This window comes from Enterobacter sp. K16B, from assembly GCF_020216105.1.
Lineage (GTDB): Bacteria > Pseudomonadota > Gammaproteobacteria > Enterobacterales > Enterobacteriaceae > Enterobacter > Enterobacter sichuanensis.
The window spans coordinates 22,780-28,779 of record NZ_JAIWJZ010000108.1 but is presented as its reverse complement, the minus strand read 5'-3'; the positions used below and the strand labels follow the sequence as shown (position 1 = coordinate 28,779).

At 58.4% G+C, this 6,000-nt stretch carries 6 protein-coding genes; 4 read left to right on the top strand and 2 right to left on the bottom strand.

What is annotated here, in order from left to right; genetic code table 11:
- Positions 1 to 20 precede the first annotated feature (20 nt).
- Entirely contained in the window at positions 21 to 1,217 is a 1,197-nt protein-coding gene (locus LDK53_RS18560; RefSeq protein WP_095440684.1) for a sugar transporter, read from the bottom strand.
- A gap of 177 nt (positions 1,218 to 1,394) precedes the next feature.
- On the opposite strand from LDK53_RS18560, the gene LDK53_RS18555 reads away from it, so the two are divergent.
- The 3 genes from LDK53_RS18555 to LDK53_RS18545 all read left to right on the top strand — a co-directional run bounded on the left by LDK53_RS18555 (position 1,395) and on the right by LDK53_RS18545 (position 3,580).
- On the top strand, positions 1,395 to 2,183 hold the full coding sequence (locus tag LDK53_RS18555; RefSeq protein ID WP_225287790.1) for a PhzF family phenazine biosynthesis protein: 789 nt from the start codon (positions 1,395 to 1,397) through the stop codon (positions 2,181 to 2,183).
- Between the two features lie 27 nt (positions 2,184 to 2,210).
- Positions 2,211 to 3,002, top strand: a complete 792-nt coding sequence (locus LDK53_RS18550) for a PhzF family phenazine biosynthesis protein (RefSeq protein WP_225287789.1) — start codon at positions 2,211 to 2,213, stop codon at positions 3,000 to 3,002.
- 95 nt (positions 3,003 to 3,097) lie between these two features.
- The gene (locus LDK53_RS18545; protein ID WP_052685727.1) at positions 3,098 to 3,580 is read left to right on the top strand and encodes a GNAT family N-acetyltransferase; all 483 of its coding nucleotides are present in this window, start codon (positions 3,098 to 3,100) and stop codon (positions 3,578 to 3,580) included.
- Here the strand turns inward: LDK53_RS18545 and ptrR are convergent.
- Positions 3,534 to 4,412, bottom strand: coding sequence for a putrescine utilization regulator PtrR (ptrR, locus tag LDK53_RS18540; RefSeq protein ID WP_025756424.1), 879 nt, complete (start codon positions 4,410 to 4,412; stop codon positions 3,534 to 3,536). The two genes, LDK53_RS18545 and ptrR, sit on opposite strands and share 47 nt — an antisense overlap.
- 98 nt (positions 4,413 to 4,510) lie before the next feature.
- Between ptrR and sad the strand changes: the two genes are divergently transcribed.
- The gene (sad, locus tag LDK53_RS18535; RefSeq protein WP_225287788.1) at positions 4,511 to 5,899 is read left to right on the top strand and encodes a succinate-semialdehyde dehydrogenase; all 1,389 of its coding nucleotides are present in this window, start codon (positions 4,511 to 4,513) and stop codon (positions 5,897 to 5,899) included.
- The last annotated feature ends 101 nt before the right edge of the window (positions 5,900 to 6,000 follow it).

Here is a 6,000-nt window from a genome sequence, read left to right as displayed (position 1 = left end):
CCGCCACCCGGCAAGAAGGTTCACCCGTGCTGCCCCTGTTCTTCCAGCGCCACCGGCCACTTACGGAAAATCAGCACCGACCAGACAAGCGCCACCAGTGCCGGAATGGCACCCAGATAGCCAATCGCCGACATCGAGACGTGCAGGATGACCTGATTTCCCACCAGCGCGCCCGCGCCAATCCCCAGATTGAAGATCCCCGAAAACAGCGACATGGCGACATCCGTCGCGTCCGGCGCCAGAGCCAGCACCTTCACCTGCATGCCCAGACCAATAATCATGATCGCCACGCCCCAGAACAGGCTGAGGATCGCCAGCTGGATCTCACTGCCCGCGGCGGGCATCAGCAACAGCAAGCAGGCCAGCAGCAGGCCGATGGCGCTGCTCACCAGTGTGGAGGCATGTCGGTTACCCAGCTTACCGAACAGCACGCTGCCGATAATGCCCGCGCCGCCGAGGATCAACAGTAAAACAGTGGCAAAGTTGGCACTAAAGCCCGCCACCACCTGCACAAAGGGCTCGATGTAGCTGTAGGCCGTGTAGTGGGCGGTGACCACAATGACGGTGAGCAGATAAATACTCAGCAGTGCCGGACGACGCATCAGCAGCGGCAGGCTTTTCAGCGAGCCGGAATGTTCGCTGGGTAGGGCGGGCAGCAGTTTTATCAGGCATACCAGCGTCATCAGCGCACCCATGCCGATGGCGAAGAAGGTGGTACGCCAGCCGAAGTACTGCCCGACGATGCGGCCAATCGGCAGGCCGAGCACCATCGCCAGCGCGGTACCGGTGGCTATCAGGCTCAGCGCCTGAGCGCGTTTACCCGCTGGCGCCAGGCGAATTGCCAGCGACGCGGTGATCGACCAGAACACCGCATGGGCAAAGGCAATGCCGATGCGACTGATGACCAGTACCGTAAAATTCCACGCCATAAACGACAGCACATGGCTGGCAATGAACAGCACGAACAGACCTATCAGCAGCCTGCGCCGCTCGATCTGGCTGGTCAGCAGCATAAACGGCAAGGACATCAGCGCCACCACCCAGGCGTAGATGGTCAACATAATGCCCACCTGCGCGGTTTCCATCTGGAAACTTTCAGCGATGTCAGACAGCAGCCCAACAGGCACGAATTCGGTGGTGTTAAAAATAAACGCGGCAATGGCCAGCGTGACCACGCGTAGCCACGCAACCCTGCGGGAAACTGTGTTCGTTGTCATAGGGATGTCGGAGATTCGTTGCTGAAAAGAAGAGGAGACGATCTTAAAACGTCAAAAGGTGAAAACTCAACCATTATGTGATGCAGATCTCAATATTTACCTTATGAAAGCGGTAGCCGCAAGCGTGCTTTTCATTGAATATAAAAGAACAACACAATAAAAACAGGCGGTAAGACAATGCAGGAGATTGATTTTTATCTGGTCGATGCGTTCAGCGAGACCTCGTTTGGCGGTAACCCGGCCGCCGTTTGCCCGCTAAGGGAATGGTTGCCCGATGAAACCTTGCTGAAAATGGCGCAGCAGCACAATCAGTCTGAGACGGCCTTTTTTGTCTGCAGCAAAGGGGGTATTGAGCTACGCTGGTTTACCACGCTTACCGAAGTCAATCTCTGCGGTCACGCTACGCTTGCGGCGGCGCACGTTCTGTTTACCGAGCTGGACTACCCTGATTCACGGATCCACTTCGATACCGCCTCCGGTCGCCTGACGGTCAGCCGGGAGGGCGACTGGCTGACGCTGGACTTCCCGGCATGCCCAACCCATGAAGAGACACCGCCGCCGGAGATGCTCTCGGCGCTGGGTATTACGCACTATGTTGAAGCCCGTAAAGGACGTGCCTGGCTTATCGTGCTCGACAATCGCCAGCAGGCCGAAGCGCTCATGCCAGACTTTTCGGCGATGACGCCAGGTGAGCATAAGGTGAGTGTGACGGCGCGTGGGGAAGGGGAATATGATTTTGTCAGCCGCTTTTTCTCCCCGGGCGTCTCCGTCCCGGAAGACCCGGTCACCGGCTCCGCCCACACCATGCTGATCCCTTACTGGAGCGAAAAGCTGGGTAAAACCAGACTGTTTGCCCGTCAGGTTTCAGCCCGGGGCGGTGATGTGCGCTGTGAGCTGAAAGGCTCCCGCGTGCTGATGGGCGGTCAGGCCACGCTTTATCTGAAAGGCACAGTTTTTCTGCGCTAAATAGCCATAACAAGAGAGGAAGAGACAATGCAGGAAATTGATTTTTATCTGGTGGATGCCTTCAGCGATAAAACCTTTGGCGGTAACGCCGCAGCGGTATGTCCTCTGGAAGAGTGGCTTCCGGACGAGACGCTGCTCAAAATGGCGCAGCAGCACAACCAGTCTGAGACCGCCTTTTTCGTGCGCACCGACGGCGGGTTTGAGCTGCGATGGTTCACCACGCTGGATGAAATTAACCTGTGCGGACACGCAACGCTTGCCGCCTCACACGTTATTTTCGAATACCTGGATTATCCGCATACCGAAATCACCTTCAGCACGCGCTTTGTCGGCGAGCTGACCGTCAAGCGCAGCGGCGACTGGCTGACGCTGAACTTCCCGGCGTGGTCGACTGAGGGTGTGGAGAACCCACCTGCGGCGTTGTTTAGCGCGCTGGGCATTACAGCGGCGAAAGAGGTGCGCGTCGGACGCGATTACATGGTGGTGCTGGAGAGCCAGCAGCAGGTAGAAGCGTTAACACCGGATATTGGCGCGCTGCTTCCGCTGGATAAAATGGTTTGCGTGACGGCACCGGGAGACCAGTATGACTTTGTCAGCCGCTTCTTCTGTCCGGGGGAAGGGGTGCCGGAAGATCCGGTGACCGGATCCGCCCACAGCATGCTGATCCCGTACTGGAGCGAAAAGCTGGGCAAAACCACACTCAACGCCCGCCAGGTGTCGTACCGTGGCGGGGATCTGCGCTGCGAACTGAAGGGCGACCGGGTGTTAATTGGCGGTCAGGCGACCCTGTATCTGAAAGGACGTATCTTTTTACGCTAACAGCGTGACGCGATAAGTTAATACTATGACGTACCCTGGCAGGCCTACGCTATGTTGAAAGGCTATATTGAAAGAACAATAGCAAGGAGCCTGCCATGTATTCCATTACCTCTGAATCTGCACATCACCCGGATATCCTTACACTGATTGCGGCGCTTGACCGCTATCAGAGCGAACTCTATCCCGCCGAAAGTAATCATCTGCTCGACCTGTCTGCGCTTGCGGAAGACTCGCTTATCCTGATGATCATCCGCGACCCGCAGCTGAAGGCCGTCGGCTGCGGAGCCATCGTGCTCAACGGTGACGGCACGGGAGAGATGAAGCGGGTCTATATCGATCCGGCTCATCGCGGGCAACATCTCGGCGAAACGCTGCTGGCCGCCCTGGAAGATGAGGCTCTGAGCCGTCATTGCCATACGGTACGGCTGGAGACGGGCATCAAACAGCACGCCGCGGTGCGTCTTTATGAACAGTGCGGATACGAAATGCGCCCGGCGTTTGCCCCGTACGTTGACGATCCGCTCAGCCTGTTTATGGAGAAGGCGCTGGTTGCAGACGTTCGTTTAGCAGCGCTATAAAGGCTTCCAGCTGGCGGGTCATCGCCCCGCGTCGCCACACCAGCCAGGTGGTGAGCCAGCGCCAGTTCTCCGCCAGCGGCCAGGCTTCAATCTGATGATGCCCTGGCATACTCTCCAGCATCGAGCGCGGCATCAGCGCGATGCCCGCACCGGCAATCACGCAGGCGAGCATCCCGTGATAGGACTCCATCTCGTGAATACGGCCAGGGGTGGCTCTGTCCGCATGAAACCAGCTCTCCAGATGCCGACGGTACGAGCAGTTTGCGCGAAAGGCGTAAACATCGCTGCCGCTGACCTGCGCGGCACGTGAGACTTCCGCCTGTCCGGCCGGCGTGACCAGCATCATCTCTTCCCGGTAGACCGGCATGCCCTCCAGCTCCGGGTGCGACAGGGGCCCGTCAACAAAGGCGGCGCTTAAGGTTCCCTCCAGCACGCCATCAATCATGGTTCCGGATGGCCCGGTAGAGAGGGCAAACTGGATACGCGGGTAGCGCTGGTTAAACTGCGCCAGCGTCTCCGGAATGCGCACCGCGGCAGTACTCTCCAGCGCGCCGAGGGCAAATAACCCCTGCGGCTCATCACCCGCCACGACCATCCGTGCTTCATCCACCAGCGCCAGGATCTGCTTGCTGTAGCGCAGGAAGTTATGACCGGCGGGGGATAACCGCAAACGCTGGTTCTCACGAATAAACAGCTCAACGCCGAGGTCGGCCTCCAGCTGACGGATGCGGGTGGTGAGATTAGACGGCACGCGATGCACCTTCTGCGCCGCCTGGGTGATACTGCCCGTCAGCGCGACGGCGTTAAACATTTCAAGCTGGGTTAAGTCCATGGCATTCTCGTTTCGTGAATAAGGTGGTTAGTATTATTCATTTTTAAGAAATAGCAGAGTGAGCCACAATCAATCAACCGAAATACGTGGAGAACACCATGACTTATTCATCTGCAACACATGCCTTCTCTGTTAACCCGGCCAACGGGGAAACCCTCGCCGCGTATCCGTGGGCGACGCCGGAAGAGGTTGACCACGCCATTTCTCAGTCAGACGCGGCATATCGCCAGTGGCGTCGTGAAAGCGTTGCCCACCGGGCGCAGAAGCTGCGCGATCTCGGTGCCGCGCTGCGAAACCGCGCGGAAGAGATGGCGCAGACGATTTCCCGTGAGATGGGCAAACCCATCCTGCAGGCGCGGGCGGAAGTCACAAAATCCGCTGCGCTGTGCGACTGGTATGCCGAACATGGCCCGGCGATGCTGCGCGCGGAACCCACGCTGGTGGAAAATGATAATGCGGTTATCGAATACCGTCCTCTGGGGCCGATCCTCGCGGTGATGCCGTGGAACTTCCCCCTCTGGCAGGTGCTGCGCGGTGCAGTGCCGATCCTGCTGGCAGGTAACAGTTATCTGCTCAAACACGCGCCAAACGTGCTCGGCTCGGCCAGCCTGATTGCGCAGATAGCGGCCGAGGCCGGTATTCCGGCAGGCGTTTTTGGCTGGGTGAATGCCACCAATGAGGGCGTCAGCCAGGCGATTAACGACAGTCGTATTGCTGCGGTGACCGTCACCGGCAGCGTGCGTGCCGGTGCGGCGATTGGCGCCCAGGCCGGAGCTGCGCTGAAAAAATGTGTGCTTGAACTGGGCGGTTCTGATCCGTTCATCGTCCTTAACGATGCCGACCTCGATCTTGCCGTGAAAGCGGCGGTAGCGGGGCGCTACCAGAATACCGGACAGGTGTGCGCGGCGGCAAAACGCTTCATTGTGGAAGAGGGTATTGCGGATGCCTTTACCCAACGCTTTGTCGATGCGGTTGCTGCGCTGAAGCTCGGCGCTCCGGACCAGGAAGAGAACTACCTGGGCCCGATGGCGCGTTATGACCTGCGGGATGAACTGCATCAACAGGTGCAGGCCACGCTGGCCGAAGGGGCAACGTTGCTGCTGGGCGGAGAGAAAATCAGCGGTGAGGGTAATTACTACGCCGCGACCGTACTCGGCAATGTGACGCCTGAGATGACGGCTTTCCGTCAGGAACTGTTTGGTCCGGTCGCGGCCATTACCGTCGCGAAAGACGCGGAGCATGCCCTGCTGCTTGCCAACAACAGCGACTTTGGTCTGTCTGCCACCGTCTTTACTGCCAGTGATGCGCAAGCTGAGAGATTCTCCCGCGAACTGGAGTGCGGCGGCGTGTTTATCAATGGCTTCAGCGCCAGCGATGCGCGCGTGGCTTTCGGTGGCGTGAAGAAAAGTGGCTTTGGCCGCGAGCTCTCCCACTTTGGGCTGCACGAGTTCTGCAACGTGCAGACGGTGTGGAAGGATCGCGTGTAATTTTTCGGCCCTCATCACGAGGGCCCTTGTCATTTCACTGCAATGGTTCTGTCATTTTCATCTCGTAGACTCGCTCGCGTCTAACGTATTGTTAATGAAGA